Origin of the sequence: Nitrospina watsonii, from assembly GCF_946900835.1 — a bacterium.
Taxonomy (GTDB): Bacteria; Nitrospinota; Nitrospinia; order Nitrospinales; family Nitrospinaceae; genus Nitrospina; species Nitrospina watsonii.
In genome coordinates, this window is sequence record NZ_OX336137.1 from 1 (window position 1) to 16,366 (window position 16,366).

Below are 16,366 nucleotides of genomic sequence, written 5' to 3' on the forward strand. Positions count from 1 at the left end.
ATGGACGTTCTATGGAAGAATTGTCTCGACTTGATCGAACAAAAAATTCTTCCTGAAAATTTCAACACGTGGTTTACCCCGGTTTACCCCTGTGCCAAAAATGAAAACACACTCACCCTGGTCGTTCCCAACCGTTTCTTCGAACGGTGCCTGCGCGAAAACTATCTTGAGTTGATTCACGAAACGTTGGAACACATTGCGGATAAAAAACTGGAAGTGTGTTTTCAGGTGAATGGCAACGCGTCCAAAGCAGAAACCCACAGCAACGGAAACGGCGCCCATCCGGGCAACGGCAGCACGGCGAAGGGCAACGGCCATGTCGAACCGGTGGCGGAACCGGCCGCGCCCCGGGTGGAAGTGGGAGACCCCGCCAACCGGGAAAGTTTCCTGAACCCGAAGTACGCCTTCAACAGCTTTGTCATCGGGCCCAACAACCAGTTCGCGCACGCCGCCTGCCAGGCCGTGGCGCAGAATCCCGCGCACAATTACAATCCCCTGTTTCTGTATGGCGCGGTGGGGCTCGGCAAAACGCATTTGCTGCACGCCATCGGCAACCAGATCACCGCTCACAACCCGAACCTGCGCGTGCGTTATATTTCCGCGGAACGTTTCACCGTCGATCTGATCGAATCCATCAAGCGCGACAAGATGGCGCAGTTTCGCGAACGCTACCGTCCGCTCGATGTGTTGCTGGTGGACGACATCCAGTTCATTGCCGGCAAGGAACGCACGCAGGAAGAATTTTTCTACACCTTCAATTCACTTTACGAATACCACAAGCAGATCGTCGTTTCGAGCGACCGTTACCCGAAGGACATGAAGAACATTGAGGAGCGATTGCGCTCCCGCTTCGAAAGCGGGCTGATCGCCGACATCATGCCGCCGGATCTCGAAACCAAGATGGCCATCCTCTATAAGAAAGCCGACCTGCACGAGAAAAACATCTCGCAGGACGTCGCCATGTTCCTGGCCAACAACATCAAGTCCAACATCCGCGAGTTGGAAGGCGTTCTGTTGCGTGTCATCGCCTACGCCTCCTTCACGCGGCGCAACATCGACATGACCCTGGCCAAGGAAGTGCTGAAAGACTTCACCGTCGATAAGAACAAAAACTTTTCCATCGCCAACATTCAAAAAACCGTGGCGCAGTATTTCCACATCAAGGTCTCCGATCTCAAGTCCAAGAAGCGGTCCCGGGACATCTCCATCCCCCGCCAGATCGCCATGTACATCTGCCGCGAATACACCCAGGCGTCGCTGCCTGAGATCGGCAAACACTTCGGTGGAAAAGACCACACCACGGTCATCTTCTCCCATCGCAAGATTTCCGGAATCGTCAAGGAAAACAGCGAATTGAACGGCTCCATCCAGCAGGTTCTGAACATCCTCGAAAGTTGAGATTTTGTGAAAAACCTGGGCAAAATTTGTCCCAAAGCCCGCCTCCAATCAGGTATAATTATATAAGGTACGAAGTTGTCCCCACCCACAAGGTGTTCGGCACGTTCGGCATCACAAGTTGTTCAACCTGTTATTCCTTAAAAATCAATAATTTAGGCTGTTTTTCCACATTCCCACAGGGCCTACTGCTTCAACTATATTGTTATTTTAATTTTTTTCTGATTTGGAACTAATGGAAACACCGCAAAAGGCTGTTTACGATTCATCCAATATCAAGGTTCTGGAAGGTCTTGAAGCCGTCCGCAAGCGCCCCGCCATGTACATTGGCGGCACCGGTCAGGATGGCCTGCACCACCTGATTTATGAACTCGTGGACAACAGCGTGGATGAAGCCATTGGGGGCTACTGCACCGAAGTCGAGGTGCAACTGCATATCGACGGCAGCGTGACCGTTTCCGACAATGGCCGCGGTATCCCGGTCGATCACCACCAGGGCAAAAACATGTCTGCCGCCGAGGTGGTGATGACCACCCTGCACGCGGGCGGCAAGTTCGACAAGGACACCTACAAGGTTTCAGCCGGTCTGCACGGCGTGGGTGTGTCCGTGGTCAATGCCCTGGCCGAGACGCTGGAACTGGAGATCAAGCGCGACAGCAAGATCTATCAGCAGAAATACGAGCGTGGCAAGCCGGTGTCGGCGCTGGAAGAAATCGGCAAAACCACCACCACCGGCACCAAGATCGATTTCAGGCCGGACCCTGAAATTTTCCAGGACATCAACTTCAGTTTCGATATCCTGTCCAACCGCCTGCGCGAATTGTCCTATCTGAACAAGGGACTGCGCATCAAAATTCATGACGAGCGGGACGGACGCAGCCATAATTTTTATTTTGAAGGTGGCATTCAGTCGTTTGTCGATCACCTGAACAAAAACAAAAAGGCCCTGCATCCCAAATCGATTTATATTTCCCGCGAGCGCGACGACATCTGGCTGGAGCTGGCCATGCAGTACAACGACACCTACGCGGAAGAAATATTCACCTTCGTCAACAACGTCAACACGCGCGACGGGGGCACGCATCTCAGCGGATTCCGCTCCGCCCTCACCCGCACCATCAACAGCTACGCCACGCAGAACAACCTGCTTAAAAACGCCGGCATCAGCCTGACCGGCGAAGACGTGCGCGAAGGCTTGGTGGCGGTCATCAGCGTCAAAATCGCAGATCCCCAGTTCGAAGGCCAAACCAAGGGCCGTCTGGGCAACAGCGACGTCAAGGGCCTGGTCGAGCAGATCGTCAACGAAAAGCTCGGGCAGATGTTTGAAGAAGAGCCGGCCGTGGCCCGGGCCATCGTAGGAAAAGCCATCAGCGCCGCTCAGGCCCGCGAGGCGGCCAAAAAAGCCAAAGACCTGGTGCGCCGTAAGAGTGCACTCGAAATCAGCTCCCTGCCCGGCAAGCTCGCCGATTGTGCGGAGAAGGATCCGGCGGAGTCCGAACTCTACATCGTCGAGGGCGATTCCGCAGGGGGCTCCGCCAAGCAGGGGCGCAACCGCAAGTTTCAGGCGATTCTTCCGCTCAAGGGAAAAATTCTGAACGTCGAAAAAGCCCGCTACGACAAAATGATCAGCAGCGAAGAAATCCGCACGCTCATCACCGCGCTGGGCACGGGCATCGGCAAGGACGACCTGAATGTGGACAAGGTGCGGTACCACAAGATCATCATCATGACCGACGCCGACGTGGACGGCTCCCACATCCGCACGCTGCTGTTGACGTTTTTCTTCCGGCAGATGCCGGAGATCATCGAGCGCGGCTACCTGTACATCGCCCAGCCGCCCCTGTTCAAAATCAAGCGCGGCAAATCCGAGACCTACATCAAGGACGAAAAAATCCTGTCGCAGTATCTGGTCGAGCAGGGCAGCGAAAACCAGGAGCTGCACATCGGCGACAACGGCAGCGCCTATGCCGGTCCGGAGTTGGTGCAGATCGTCAACCAGCTGATCCAGTACCGCGAATGCACCGACATGATTTCGAAAAACAACATTCCGGTGGAAGTGCTGGATGCCCTGGTGCGGCAAATCATGGATGAAAACACCTTCCGCTCGCTGGACACCATGTTGCAGGTCATTCAGGACATTCTGGAGCGATTGATCGTGGACGAATGCCGGGAACGGTTCGAGTTCGGCAACGACCTGAAAAATGTCCCCATCCTGCTTAAAAACGGAGAAGTGCTGCGGGACGAAGAAGTGGCGCAGTTCCGCAGGTTCGGCGTCGAGTTCGATGAACCGGAAGGCAATGTGTACCGGTCCCGCACCGATCACGGTCAGAAGTGGATCCAGGTCACACCTTCGGTCAAGGACTTCAACATCACCATCGATTACGATCCGGAAAAGGACTCGTACCAGTTCCTGTTTCATGGCCGGCGCTGGGGCCGCGAATTTGCCGTGCAGTTCAACCCCGAATTCATCAAATCGCCGCTCATCAAAAAACTGTATGCGTATTACGAGCCGATCCGCAGCCTCGACCGCCCGCCGTTCACCCTGCATTACAAAAACGAATCGCGCCAGTTGCCCAACAAGAGCGAGTTGCTGGACGCCATCATGGAAGCGGGCAAGGGCAGCATGTACATCCAGCGTTATAAAGGGCTGGGCGAAATGAATCCGGACCAGTTGTGGGAAACCACCATGAATCCGGACTCCCGGGTGCTGTTGCAGGTGCGCGCCGACGATATCGTGGAATTGGAGGAATTGTTCTCGACATTGATGGGCGACGCCGTCGAGCCGCGCCGCGAGTTCATTCACAAACACGCCATGGAAGCCAAGAACCTGGACATCTAATCCATCTCCATAACATCAGAAACCTTCAACCCGAATCCTGAAAACCATGGGCCAGACCGTAGAGCGAATCAATATTGAAGATGAAATGCGGAGCGCGTATCTCGATTACGCGATGAGCGTCATCATCGGCCGCGCCCTGCCGGACATTCGCGACGGACTCAAGCCCGTGCACCGGCGGTCGCTGTATGCCATGTACGATCAGGGCAACGTGTTCAACAAACCCTACCGCAAATCGGCGCGCATCGTCGGCGACGTCATCGGTAAATACCATCCGCACGGCGAGATGGCGGTGTACGACACCATCGTGCGCATGGCGCAACCCTTCGCCCTGCGGTACCCGCTGGTGGACGGACAGGGCAACTTCGGTTCGGTGGACGGCGACTCCGCCGCCGCCATGCGTTACACCGAGATCCGCATGCGCGAGATCACGCAGGAGTTGTTGAACGATCTGGAAAAAGACACGGTGCAGTTCATTGCCAACTACGACGAATCGACGACGGAACCCACCGTGCTTCCGGCGGCGTTCCCGCATTTGCTGGTGAACGGTTCGTCGGGCATCGCCGTCGGCATGGCCACCAACATTCCGCCGCACAACCTCACGGAAATCGTGAACGCGGTGATCCACCTCATCGAAAACCCCGGCTGCACCATCAACGACCTGATCCAGATCGTGCCCGGACCGGATTTCCCGACCGCCGGGTTGATTTACGGCTCGGCCGGCATCCGCGCTGCCTACCACACCGGGCGCGGGCAGATCAAGGTGCGCGGCCGCGTCGAGATCGAGGAAAACGCCAAGGGCGACCGCGAATGGATCATCATCCGCGAGCTGCCGTTCCAGGTGAACAAGGCCCGGCTGGTGGAAAAAATCGCCCAACTGGTGCGCGACAAAAAACTGGAAGGCATCAGCGACCTGCGCGACGAATCGGATCGCGAAGGCATCCGCGTGGTGCTCGAACTCAAAAAAGGCGTCAACAACCAGGTCGTCCTGAACACCCTGTACAAACACACGCAGTTGCAGGAGACCTTTGGCATCAACCTGCTGGCGCTGGTGGGGCGCGAGCCGCGCCTGCTCGACCTCAAGGACGCGCTCGAGCAGTTTGTCCTCTTCCGCCGCGAGGTCATCACTCGCCGCACCGAATACGATCTCAAAAAGGCGCGCGAACGCGAACACATTCTGCAAGGCCTGAAGATCGCCCTCGACCACCTCGACGAGGTGGTGCAGTTGATCCGTCAGGCAGCCGACCCGGCCACCGCCCGCGAAGGATTGATGACGCAGTTCGGCCTGTCCGAATTGCAGGCCAAAGCCATTCTGGAAATGCGGCTGCAACGGCTCACCGGACTCGAACGGCAGAAGATCGTGAACGATCTCGAACAGGTGCGCACGGAAATCGCGGAATATGAAAACATCCTCGCGCATGAGGATGTGAAACTGAACATCATCAAGGAAGAACTGGTCCGCATCCGTGACAAGTACGGCGACGAACGCCGCACCGAGATCCTGGTGACCGACGAAGCGGAGATCGACATCGAAGATTTGATCGCCGATGAGGACGTGGTCGTCACCTACTCGCGCGGTGGCTACATCAAGCGTCAGTTGATCGACAACTACCGCGCCCAGAAACGCGGCGGCAAGGGCATCAAGGGCATGGCGGTGAACGAAGAGGACGTCGTGCATCAGGTTTTCGTCGCCTCCAACCTCGACTACCTTTTGGTGTTCACCAACCTCGGCCGCGTGCACTGGCTCAAGGTGTACCACATTCCGGAAGCCAGCCGCATCGCCAAAGGCAAATCCATCGCCAACCTCATCCAGTTGCAGCCGGACGAAAAGATCGCCAGCATTATGAGTGTCGATTCGTTTGAAGCCGACAAGTTCATCATCTGCGTCACCGAACGCGGGCTGGTGAAGAAGACGTCGATGGTTGCCTACAGCCGGCCGCGCCAGGGCGGTATCATCGGCCTCACGCTGGACGAAGGCGACCGCGTCATCGCCGCGCTCATCAGCGACGGCAAGCAGCATATCCTGATGGCGACGCGTTCGGGCATGGCCATTTGTTTTCAGGAACAGGACGTGCGCGCTATTGGCCGCACCGGACGCGGTGTGACGGGCATCCGTTTCAAGGACGACGACTGGGTGGTGGGCGCGGAAATCGTGGAGCCCGGCAAGCATCTCTTGGCGGTCACCGAAAACGGCCTGGGCAAACGCACGCCCATCGACGACTACCCGGTGCAGGGCCGCGGCGGTCGCGGCGTCATCACCATCCGCTGCAACGAGAAAACCGGCCACCTGGTCAGCGTTGAGCAGGTGGAAGACAACGATGAGTTGCTGGTGGTCACCTCCAGCGGCAACATCATCCGCATGGAAGTCAGTGAAATTTCCGTCATGGGCCGCAACACGCAGGGCGTGCGCCTCGTCCGTATGGAAGACGGCACCCAGATCGTCGGTTTTGAAAAACTCGAGGAATGATCCCCGCGTGGACACCGGCCTTGCACGCCGGCGACGGCATTTCAATAAGACGAATCGAGTTGTTTATCCGAACCAGATTCCATTTCAAATGGCTGCTGTGGATCGCCTTGGCGCTGCTGATCGGCGGATGCCAGCCGGACCCCACTCCGCGCAACCTGCTGGAAAAAGCGCACGACCGATGGATCGATGGCCACAGCCACAGCGCGGTCGAGCTGTTCCGCGCCGTCCTCGAAGTGTCTCCGCAAGGCCCCTTCGCCGAGGAGGCCCTGTTCCGCCTGGGGGAAATCCATTACTTCGATCTGGATGAACATGAAAAAGCGCTCAACTATTTTCACGACGTGGCCAAGCGCAACCCCAAAGGCCCCTTAGCCTATGAGTCGCGCAAGTACATTGCCGAAATCGTCGAGCTCAACATCAAAGACCTCGATCAGGCGATCATCGAGTATCAGAACCTGATCAACCACAACGAACGGCCCGAAGAAAATCCCGAGCACCAGTTCCGCATTGCGTCGATCTTTTTCAAAAAACACAACTACGATCAGGCGTTGATGGAGCTGGAAATCCTGCTCGAAAATTACCCGCGGTCCGAATGGGCGGAGCGGGCTTATTTCCGCATGATGGAAATTCTGTTTTCGCTGAAGAAATGCGACGAGGCCCGCACCCGCTACGCGCAATTTCAGAACACGTTTCCACACAGCGATTTTGAAGGCGACATGGAATTCATCATGGCATCGTGCCTGGAAGAAGAAGGCGAATTGGACCTCGCGCACGAACGCTTCAAGGCGCTGGAAGGCAGTTACCGTTATCCGGCGCTCATCAAGATGAAGCTGGAAGGGCTGGAGCAACGCATCAAAAAAGGCGGTCGCTCCAAACGCAAAATTCACCGCAGCCGCAGAAAAAATTAGGAACGCTCATGCTCGACATCAAACTCATACGTGAAGACGCTGACAGCGTCCGCTCCCGTCTCGCCCGGCGCGGACCGGCGTTTGCCGACGGACTCGACCGCCTGCTCCAACTCGATGCCGACCGGCGCGACCGGCAAAAGGAATCCGACGCGCTCAAAAACAAAAAGAAAACCCTGTCCAACGAAGTCGGCCAGCTCAAGCAACAAGGCCAGGACGCCACGCGCCAGATGGACGAGGTGAAACAGATCAATGCCCGCATCAAGGAACTGGACGACGCGGGCGAAGACCTGGAGACGCAGGTGCGCGACACGCTGTTGGGCATCCCCAATATGCCGAGCGACGCCACCCCCGTCGGCACCGATGAATCGCAGAACGAATTCGTCCGCGAGTGGGGCACGAAACCGCAGTTCGGCTTCCAGACGAAAACGCATCTGGAGCTGGGCGAGGCGCTGGGCCTGCTCGATATCAAGCGCGCCGTCAAACTCTCCGGAACGCGTTTCGCCGTGTTCCGCGACCAGGGCGCTCAACTGCTGCGCGCCCTCATCAATTTCATGATCGATGTGCAGACCCGCGAGAACGGCTACATGGAACTGTACCCGCCGGTGCTGGTCAATGAAGACAGCCTCATCGCCACCGGCAATCTACCCAAGTTCGAGGAAGACCTGTTCCGCCTGCGCGACGACGATTTTTACCTCATCCCGACGGCGGAGGTGCCGGTCACCAACTACCACCGCGACGAAATCCTGAAAGCGGACGACCTGCCGATCAAGTACACCGCCTACACCCTGTGTTTCCGGCGCGAGGCGGGATCCTATGGCAAGGACACGCACGGCATCATCCGCCAGCACCAGTTCGACAAGGTGGAGCTGGTGCAGTTCGCGCACCCCGACCGATCTTACGACGAGCTGGAAAAACTGCTGGCGCATGCCGAATCGATTTTGCAGAAACTGGATTTGCATTACCGCGTGGTCAGCCTGTGCAGCGGCGACCTCGGCTTTTCCGCCGCCAAGACTTACGACCTGGAAGTGTGGCTGCCGACGCAGGACACCTATCGCGAAATTTCGTCGTGCAGCAACTTCACCGATTACCAGGCCCGGCGGGCGAAGATTCGTTACAAGGACAAGGACGGCGGCAACGCCTTCGTCCACACCCTGAACGGTTCCGGCGTGGCGGCGGGGCGTCTGTTCGTCGCTATCCTCGAAAACTATCAGCAGGGCGACGGCACCGTGGTCGTGCCGGAAGCGCTCCGGCCTTACATGCACGGTCTCGAAGTGATTGGCAAACCCGGTTGATTTTGATAAGGTTGCGCAGCCATTCCGAAATCGGGAGACAGGCCCCTGCCGGGGGTGGGGCGTACCGATCGTTTGCTTGATGTTTCCGGCGGACTTGGGGTACATTGAGGGCACCGAATTGATGGAGGGATGGCCGAGTGGTTTAAGGCGGCGGTCTTGAAAACCGTTGACCGAAAGGTCCGTGGGTTCGAATCCTACTCCCTCCGCCAGAATACAAATAAAAAGAAGGAACCACAGATGAACACCGATGCCCACGGATGATTCTGTGGTAGCGAACCGATGGGCACCCCCTTCTCCGAAGGGCCGGGCCACGTTCGGAGGGAACAGGTTGTATTTGGAGACGGGCTCCTCAGCGTCGTTCGCAGGGAGAGCAGTACCCCGTTTCCTCCCCTCCTTACCAAGGAGGGGACTGTGGGGAGGTTATGGAGTACCCTCCTTACCCCACCCAGCCCGTCACTCCGTGAGTGACCCTTGTAAAGGGGAGGGATTATTAGAGTTGCTGTTGCCCGGGTACAGTCCCGTCGGATTATAGAAAAAAGAATATTAAGGAGAGGTGGCCGAGTTGGCTGAAGGCGCACGCCTGCTAAGTGTGTGTAGGGCTTAAACCTTACCGAGGGTTCGAATCCCTCCCTCTCCGCCATTTTTCTCATGCCCCATCTCCCTCGACGGGAACACTCCGGAGTGACAGGCCGGGGTGGGGGTGATCTGCCGTTACGGTTTATAAAAAGGGGGTTGAGCCAATCTGGCCCAACCCCCTGTTTTGTATCCGGCTGTCCCGCCTTGACATATTATTTTTGGTATATATACTATAAATGATATGTGGGACATCTACGAGCACAGAAAGGCGACGAGGCAGTTGGATGCACTGCCGCTGGATGTCCTGAAGCGGTACGAAAAATGGAAAGACGTCGTGGCCTTCAGCGGTCCTCTGGGTTTGCGGCGCATTAAAGGGTTTCGGGATGAGGCCCTTGCCGGTAACTGGAAAGGCCATCGTTCTTCCCGGCTGAACAAACAGTACCGCGTGATTTACAAAATTGAGGCGAATCTGGTGAAAGTCCTGGTCATGAGTGTCACGCCGCACGATTACCGGAGGTCGAAATGAAGGATTTCAAAAAAGCCAAAAAGCGCGCCGAGGTGACAGTGGGCGAGTCCGTGCGCATCGTCCGCGAACTGCAGGAGATGAGCCAGAACGATCTGGCCCAGGCGACGGGCATTGCGCAGTCCACCCTTTCCGCCATCGAGAACGACCGCGTGAAGCTGGGCGTCGAGCGCGCCAAAATGCTGGCCCGCGCACTCAAGTGCCACCCGGCGGTGCTGGTCTTCCCCGGCTGGGACATCGACCGCGAATCCGCCGCGTGAATCAGAAACGAAAAAGAGAGGGTGGTTGCCAATGAAAGCCTACCGAGTGCATGAGTACGGGGAGTCCGCACAATTTGTCGAGGACGAGGTCGCCAGACCCGCCGTTCAGCCGGGTCATGTGCTGATCGAAACCAAAGCCACCAGCCTCAACCCGGTCGATCACAAAATCCTGACCGCCGACCTGGGTATCAATCCCGAACTGCCCGCCATCCTGCATATGGACGTGGCGGGCGTCGTCGTCGAAGTGGGTGCCGGGGTCGATGATTTCCAAGTGGGCGACGAGGTGTATGGCTGCGCCGGAGGGTTGAAGGGACAGGCGGGAAACCTGAACGGGGCGCTCGCCGATTTCATGCTGGCGGACGCCAACCTGATCGCCAAAAAACCCACCACCCTGGGCTTTGCGGAATCCGCCGCCCTGCCACTGGTCTGCATCACCGCGTGGGAGGGACTGTTCGACCGCGCCAAAATTTCTCAGGAAGACACCCTGCTGGTGCATGCGGGAGTGGGTGGGGTCGGGCACATCGCCATTCAACTCGCCAAAACGCGCGGACTGCGCGTGGCCACCACCGTTTCCACCCAAGACAAAGCCGACATCGCCAAAGATCTCGGCGCGGATGACGTCATTTTTTACCGCGATGAAAACGTGCCGGATTACGTACAACGCCTGACCGGCGGCAAAGGCTTTGATGTGATCTTTGATACCGTCGGGGGAGACACCCTCGACAAATCGCTGGAAGCCGCCGCCGCGCGCGGCCGCGTCATCTCGATCGTCGGCCAGAGCACGCACGATTTGACGAACATGCACGTCAAAGGATTGTCCCTGCATCTGGAATTCATGCTCCTGCCGATGATCACGGGTGAGCGCCGCGCCGACCACGGTCACATCCTGAGCGTCGTCGCCCGGCTGGCCGATTCGGGAAAACTGAAACCCCTCCTCCACGAAAAACGGTTTCGCTATGCCGAGGCGAACGCCGCGCACGCCCTGTTCGCCAGCAACCAGCACACCGGAAAAATCGTGCTGGAGAATTTATAAAGAGCATCGCCCGGCGATCCCCGTCTTATACGGCACCACACATCGACCGCAATACAGCAGGGTCGTCCTTTTTATTCAACCACTTGAGATTTGTGGACGGGGGCTCTCCGTTTCTGGTAAAGTGGCTCTACCAAACCGTTTTATTGAATATTGAATTCCGTTGCCTTGGGGCTCCATCCGGGGCGGGAAGGTTATTTGTGAAAACTTCAATGAAATCATTGTGCCGGACCGCGGTCCTTGCTATGGTGATCGCTTTTCTCGGCGCGGCCTGTTCCATGGGCGACGGCGACGGCAAGGACACCGACGGCGCGGTGGATGTCGCGGCGCTCAAAGAAAAACCGCAGGACGTGGAAGGTTCCTTCACCCGCAAGGCCCCTCCCCTCAACGACGCGCAACTGGCCGAGGGGTCCGGCACCGAGGTAGAGGGTCACCCGGACCTCAACACAACAAAAAAGGTCAATCGGCAGTTGGTGGTGCCGAAAACAGTTGAAGGAAAATGGAAAGCGGTTAAAATACTCATCCGCGACAAGACCGACGACGAAAAAAGCGAAATGAAAACGGTGACCCTCGGTGACAGTTTCACCCTGGGCGCAAGCGGCATCACGGTCACCACAGGGACGTTTCTGCCCAACTTCGTGTTGACCGGCGGGGAGGTCACGTCCAAAGGCAACGAGTTGCAGAACCCGGCGGTGCGGCTGGTCATCACGGAAAACGGCGGATTGCTGTACGACGGCTGGGCCTTCGCCATGTACCCGGGCATGTATGCGTTCGAGCATCCGCGTTACAGTTTGCAGTTGATGGATTTCGTTCCGGAGTCTGTGGGATGATTGAGGGCGTTGCACGTTGAAAAAAAGTAACCCATAGATTCTTCGTCGCCTGCGGCTCCTCAGAATGACAAGCTAAGTCATAGCGTGTCATCCTGAACGAAGTGAAGGATCTATGTTTTCTTTTTCTCAAAGAGCAAACCTTCCTTGACCAGGAAGGGATTGCAAAAGGCCGCAGAGCGGCACACGACATTCGAATATTGAAAAATGTATGCGCCCATAGCTCAGCTGGATAGAGCGACGGTTTGCGGAACCGTAGGTCGGAGGTTCGAGTCCTCTTGGGCGTACTTATTTTTTGTTGGGAGAGGTGGCCGAGTGGTCGAAGGCGGTTGACTCGAAATCAGCTGTGCCCTCCGGGTACCGTGGGTTCGAATCCCACCCTCTCCTCTCCTTTGCAAGGAGAGGCGGCTGGCTACTGCGTTGCGGTGCACACGAGGGTCGGCGGGCGCGGTTCAGAGTCGGCCGATGTTTCTCCCGGGCGTGGCCCGGCTCCCTTACAGGGAGGGGATGCTGGCTACTTCCCCGCCCAATGCGGTCGGCGGGCATCCCCTTTAAAATGCCGCATCCGGTATTCACAAAAAATTCCCGAACATGGAGAGGTGGCCGAGCGGTTGAAGGCGCACGCTTGGAAAGCGTGTGTAGGCAACCCCTACCGAGGGTTCGAATCCCTCCCTCTCCGCTCCCTTACAGGGAGGGGAAGCTGGCTACTTCTCCGCAATCCCTGCGATGGTCGGTGGGCGCAGGTCGAACGATTTCCCCTCCCTACCAAGAGGGGAACCGAATTTGTCATTCCGGGCGTCAGCGAGGAATCTCTGTGTTCATCTGTGGTTCATTTTTCCGGTTTCCACTGGACCCAGTCCGGCGGAATTGGGTTGGAATTGGCATTCGTTTTGGCATAAGATAGTCTCAAGAATTTGGCAGTTTTGTTGGGCCTTACGCAACAAGGTCTTGTAAACCCCGCCAGGTCCGGAAGGAAGCAACGGTAGCAAGTTTCCCTGGGTGCTGTAAGTTTCCCAACAATTCTGCCTTGAATTTTCCCCAGCGTCCGCTGGCCCCCTCCGCAGGTCGTCACGCATGGAATACCAGGTCTCGGCACGCAAATGGCGTCCCCAGAAATTTTCAGAGCTGATCGGACAGGAGCATATTGTCCGCACCCTGAAAAATGCCATCGAGCTGGACCGCATCGCCCACGCCTATCTGTTTTCCGGCACGCGCGGCGTCGGCAAAACCACCACCGCGCGTCTGCTGGCAAAAGCGCTCAACTGCGAACAAGGTCCCACGCCCGAACCCTGCGACACCTGCACGCATTGCATTGAAATCCGTGAAGGCAACAGCCTCGACGTGCTGGAGATCGACGGCGCGTCCAACAACGGCGTCGCCGAAGTGCGCGACCTCATCGAGAACGTGCAGTACAGCACCTCGTCGTGCCGCTTCAAGGTGTACATCATCGACGAAGTGCACATGCTGAGCCGCAGCGCCTTCAACGCCCTGCTCAAAACGCTGGAGGAACCGCCGCCGCAGGTCATCTTCCTGTTCGCCACCACCGAGCTCATCAAGATTCCGGAAACCATCCTGTCGCGCTGCCAGTGCTTCGAGTTCAAGCCGCTCAACCATGCGCAGATCTGCGCCCAGCTCGAGGTCATCTGCCAAAAAGAAAACATCAACATCGACGAGAAGAGTCTGGAAGAGATCGCCACCAACGGCGCGGGCAGCATGCGCGACGCGCAGAGCCTGCTCGACCAGGTGATCGCCTTCGCCGGACGCGAAGTGGACCACGCCTCCGTCGAGTCGGTGCTGGGCATTGTCGGCCAGGGCATCCTCGAACCGTTCATGGATCGGGTGATCGCAGGCGATGCCGCGGCCCTGCTCGGACTCGTGCAGGACGTCGCCGAGCGCGGCAAGGACCTGAGTCTGTTCTGCCGCGACCTCATCGAGTACGTACGCAACCTCATGTTCGTCAAAGTGTCGGCGAAACCGGAAACGCTGGTCAGCACCCGCACCTGCGACATCGAGACGTTGAAAACGCAGGCGGGGAATGTGAGCACCGATCAGCTGCAGCAGATGTTCACGGTGCTGTCGCGTGCGGAGATGGACATGAAACGCGGTTCGCTGCCGCGCCTGATTTTCGAGATGGCGGTGCTGCGATTGACCGACGTGCGCCCGTACCAGGACATCGACCAACTGATCCAGAAGATCAACGCCGCAGGCGGCGCCGCACCCGTTCCGTCCTCGGCTGGAGCCGCCGTGGCATCGCCTGCACCCGCTCCGGCAAGGGCGGCTGAACCCAACACGGCTTCGCCTGCCCAGTCCGTGACTGCACCGTCCGCGAGCGTGCCCAGTGGTGCGGAATGGGAACAGATCCGCGCCCTTGCCAGCGAAAAGAAACGGTCGCTCGGCACCTTCCTCGACAACTGCACCGTGCAGGCGTTGACGGCGGACAGCATCCATCTGCGCTTTCCCGATCCCTACACACTGGGTCTCGTCGAAAAAGAAGAAAACCTGTCGGTCATCCGGGAAGCGGTGGAAACGGTGTGCGGTCACGCCGGCATCCAGATCAAGCTCGATATCGAGAAGCCCGGCGAGGGCAACGGCGACGGCGCTCCGTCCGAGTCTGCGGCCCCCGGCAAGACGGCCGCCGCTCAAAAAAAAACGGTAAAAAAATACGATAAAAAAGGCAGTCCGTCGGAAGAAGAAATTTTAAAGGACGCGCTCGATATCTTCGGCGGCGTGGTCATTCGTTAAAAAGGAAACGGTTTTATGTTCGGCAAATTCGGCGACCTCATGAAAAACGCGCAGGCGCTGCAGGGCAAGATGGCGGAAATGCAGGTCGAGCTGGCGGGCAAGACCGTCGAAGCCTCCGCCGGCGGTGGCATGGTCAAGATCGTCGCCAACGGCAACAACGAAATCCTGTCGGTGCACATCGACGAAGAACTGATCAACATGCAGGACCGCGCCATCCTCGAAGACCTCGTCACCGGCGCCATCAACGAAGTCCACCGCAAAGTGCAGGCCCTGTCGCAGGAAGAGATGGGAAAACTCACCGGCGGCCTCAACATCCCCGGCCTGTTCCCACCCCCGCAAGCATGAAGCGTCCCGCACCCGTCACCGAACTCATCGAAGAGCTCAAGCGCCTGCCCGGCATCGGTCAGAAGACCGCCGAGCGCCTGTCGTTCTACCTCATGCGCGGCACCCGCGAGCAGGCGGAGAAGCTGTCGCGCGCCGTCGTCAACATCAAAGAGAAAATCGTGCTGTGCAAAAACTGCCACGGCATCAGCGACAAAGAACAGTGCGACATCTGCTCCGACAGCCGCCGCGACCACAACCTCATCTGCGTCGTCGAAGAACCGTACGATGTGTACGTGATGGAAAACATCGGCGACTTCAAAGGCGAGTACCACGTGCTGATGGGCGTCATCTCGCCGCTCGACGGCATCGGCCCGGCGGACCTCACCATCGGTGAACTCAAAACGAAAGCCGAAACGCGTGAGTTGAAAGAGATCATCCTCGCTACCAACCCGGACATGGAAGGCGAAAGCACCGCCGTGTTCATCGCCCGCATGATGAAGCCGTTCAACGTGCCCGTCACCCGCATTGCGCGCGGCCTGCCGGTGGGCGGCGACATTGAGTACGCCGACCCCGTCACCCTCTCCAAATCCCTGGAAGGCCGCACCGAGATGAAGTTTTCCGATTAGTGGGCGTGGCCCACAGCGGATGGGCGAATGCGGGGTGCCGCGAACGAGGATCCGCGGGCGCAATTCTGGATCGATCCCGTTGCTTCCGGGTGCAACCCGGTTCCCCCATGTAAAGGGGGCCAGGGAGATTTTTCCTTGTCAGTTGTCATTCTGAGCGTCAGCGAAGAATCTATGGGTTGATTTGTAGCCACCGATCATCGTTCGCCCAAAACGCACGGCGCACCAAACCCTGCACGCCAGCCTCCGTCGCCTCCGGGTGCAACCCGGCCCCTGCTAGCGGTCATCGGTAATGGATTATGGACCATCGTCCGATCCGCTATGCCCCGCGGACCAAACCCTTAAAAATGGCCTCTGTTGCCTCCCCGCTCAGCGGGGTGGTTTTGACTTGACCCATCGGGTATAATTGCGTAAATTAACGGGTTTTCAACAGTACCCCATCCCCCAACTACCATTCCGGAGTGGCGCAATGGTAGCGCAAGCGGCTGTTAACCGCTGTGTTACAGGTTCGAGTCCTGTCTCCGGAGCCAGATACAGAAAAGCCGTCCCCGCACTGCATCGCGGCG

12 protein-coding genes, 6 tRNA genes and 1 other RNA gene are annotated in these 16,366 nt (G+C 57.9%); all 19 read left to right on the forward strand.

The window, feature by feature from the left end:
• Positions 1–1,398: chromosomal replication initiator protein DnaA (gene dnaA / locus QML71_RS00005; protein WP_282009847.1), on the forward strand; the 1,398-nt coding region annotated here is incomplete at its 5' end.
• Between the two features lie 232 nt (positions 1,399–1,630).
• Positions 1,631–4,234, forward strand: coding sequence for a DNA topoisomerase (ATP-hydrolyzing) subunit B (gene gyrB, locus QML71_RS00010; protein ID WP_282009848.1), 2,604 nt, complete (start codon positions 1,631–1,633; stop codon positions 4,232–4,234).
• Positions 4,235–4,280: 46 nt separating this feature from the next.
• Complete coding sequence (gene gyrA / locus QML71_RS00015; protein WP_282009849.1) at positions 4,281–6,698, forward strand: DNA gyrase subunit A; 2,418 nt, start codon at positions 4,281–4,283, stop codon at positions 6,696–6,698.
• Between the two features lie 59 nt (positions 6,699–6,757).
• Complete coding sequence (locus tag QML71_RS00020) at positions 6,758–7,603, forward strand: outer membrane protein assembly factor BamD (protein ID WP_282009850.1); 846 nt, start codon at positions 6,758–6,760, stop codon at positions 7,601–7,603.
• Between the two features lie 8 nt (positions 7,604–7,611).
• A complete protein-coding gene (serS, locus tag QML71_RS00025) occupies positions 7,612–8,895 on the forward strand; it encodes a serine--tRNA ligase (RefSeq protein WP_282009851.1) in 1,284 nt (427 codons plus the stop codon).
• Between the two features lie 123 nt (positions 8,896–9,018).
• Positions 9,019–9,104: transfer RNA gene (locus QML71_RS00030), tRNA-Ser, on the forward strand.
• A 338-nt stretch (positions 9,105–9,442) separates the two neighbouring features.
• Positions 9,443–9,535 (forward strand) — tRNA-Ser (locus QML71_RS00035).
• 177 nt (positions 9,536–9,712) lie between these two features.
• Entirely contained in the window at positions 9,713–9,997 is a 285-nt protein-coding gene (locus QML71_RS00040; protein WP_282009852.1) for a type II toxin-antitoxin system mRNA interferase toxin, RelE/StbE family, read from the forward strand.
• The gene (locus tag QML71_RS00045; protein WP_282009853.1) at positions 9,994–10,254 is read left to right on the forward strand and encodes a helix-turn-helix domain-containing protein; all 261 of its coding nucleotides are present in this window, start codon (positions 9,994–9,996) and stop codon (positions 10,252–10,254) included. Before QML71_RS00040 ends, QML71_RS00045 begins: the two co-directional genes overlap by 4 nt.
• A 31-nt stretch (positions 10,255–10,285) precedes the next feature.
• A complete protein-coding gene (locus QML71_RS00050) occupies positions 10,286–11,287 on the forward strand; it encodes a zinc-dependent alcohol dehydrogenase family protein (RefSeq protein WP_282009854.1) in 1,002 nt (333 codons plus the stop codon).
• A gap of 242 nt (positions 11,288–11,529) precedes the next feature.
• The gene (locus tag QML71_RS00055; protein ID WP_282009855.1) at positions 11,530–12,114 is read left to right on the forward strand and encodes a hypothetical protein; all 585 of its coding nucleotides are present in this window, start codon (positions 11,530–11,532) and stop codon (positions 12,112–12,114) included.
• 210 nt (positions 12,115–12,324) lie between these two features.
• Positions 12,325–12,398 (forward strand) — tRNA-Arg (locus QML71_RS00060).
• A gap of 14 nt (positions 12,399–12,412) precedes the next feature.
• A tRNA-Ser gene (locus QML71_RS00065) sits at positions 12,413–12,498 on the forward strand.
• Positions 12,499–12,704: 206 nt separating this feature from the next.
• Positions 12,705–12,790, forward strand: a tRNA-Ser gene (locus tag QML71_RS00070).
• 245 nt (positions 12,791–13,035) lie between these two features.
• An RNA gene (gene ffs, locus QML71_RS00075) (signal recognition particle sRNA small type) lies at positions 13,036–13,133 on the forward strand.
• Between the two features lie 52 nt (positions 13,134–13,185).
• Positions 13,186–14,853 carry a DNA polymerase III subunit gamma/tau gene (gene dnaX / locus QML71_RS00080; protein ID WP_282009856.1) on the forward strand — a complete coding sequence of 556 codons (1,668 nt, stop codon included), beginning with the start codon at positions 13,186–13,188 and terminating at the stop codon, positions 14,851–14,853.
• 15 nt (positions 14,854–14,868) lie between these two features.
• A complete protein-coding gene (locus QML71_RS00085) occupies positions 14,869–15,198 on the forward strand; it encodes a YbaB/EbfC family nucleoid-associated protein (RefSeq protein ID WP_282009857.1) in 330 nt (109 codons plus the stop codon).
• Positions 15,195–15,803 carry a recombination mediator RecR gene (gene recR, locus QML71_RS00090; protein ID WP_282009858.1) on the forward strand — a complete coding sequence of 203 codons (609 nt, stop codon included), beginning with the start codon at positions 15,195–15,197 and terminating at the stop codon, positions 15,801–15,803. The genes QML71_RS00085 and recR overlap by 4 nt, the downstream gene beginning before the upstream one ends.
• 452 nt (positions 15,804–16,255) lie before the next feature.
• Positions 16,256–16,330, forward strand: a tRNA-Asn gene (locus tag QML71_RS00095).
• Positions 16,331–16,366 lie beyond the last annotated feature (36 nt).